Annotated in this window: 1 protein-coding gene; it reads right to left on the bottom strand. The window is 41.1% G+C overall.

All coding sequences use genetic code 11. The features are described 5' to 3' along the window. Positions 1–40: 40 nt before the first annotated feature. On the bottom strand, positions 41–411 hold a 371-nt coding region (locus AABA78_RS38965), incomplete at its 5' end, for a hypothetical protein (protein ID WP_338270603.1).

Here is a 411-nt window from a genome sequence, read left to right as displayed (position 1 = left end):
CAGACCGACAGGCCTAGGATCCGACCTATCGATCATGATATCAGAAAATAACAACCGCATCGTTTACCTCCTTGTGTTTGACCTTATCGTTACAGTGCGTCAGTGGAACGGCAGCCAAACGACGAACAAGAGGCAATTCATGGTAAGGTTTTGCCTCATCCAGAACAGTTCTATTATAACGGAACGAATAATTACGAATCTCAAAGTCTACCAAATCTCTACCATCGGAATCTTCCAAAGTTTGATAAAAATCTACAAGACGGTTATAATCATAACGATTCCAAAAATTAACTATTTTCTCAGAGATTATTCGCAAAAACCTCTCTCGACAAAAGAGTTCTCCTCCAGGAGTGCCGCTGGACCAGAAGAGTTCTGAGCATCCATCTGTTGAATATGTTCGAATAAACTTCG

Source organism: Corallococcus caeni (assembly GCF_036245865.1).
In the GTDB taxonomy this organism is placed as follows: Bacteria; Myxococcota; Myxococcia; order Myxococcales; family Myxococcaceae; genus Corallococcus; species Corallococcus caeni.
This window is presented reverse-complemented; position numbering and strand designations above follow the sequence as displayed.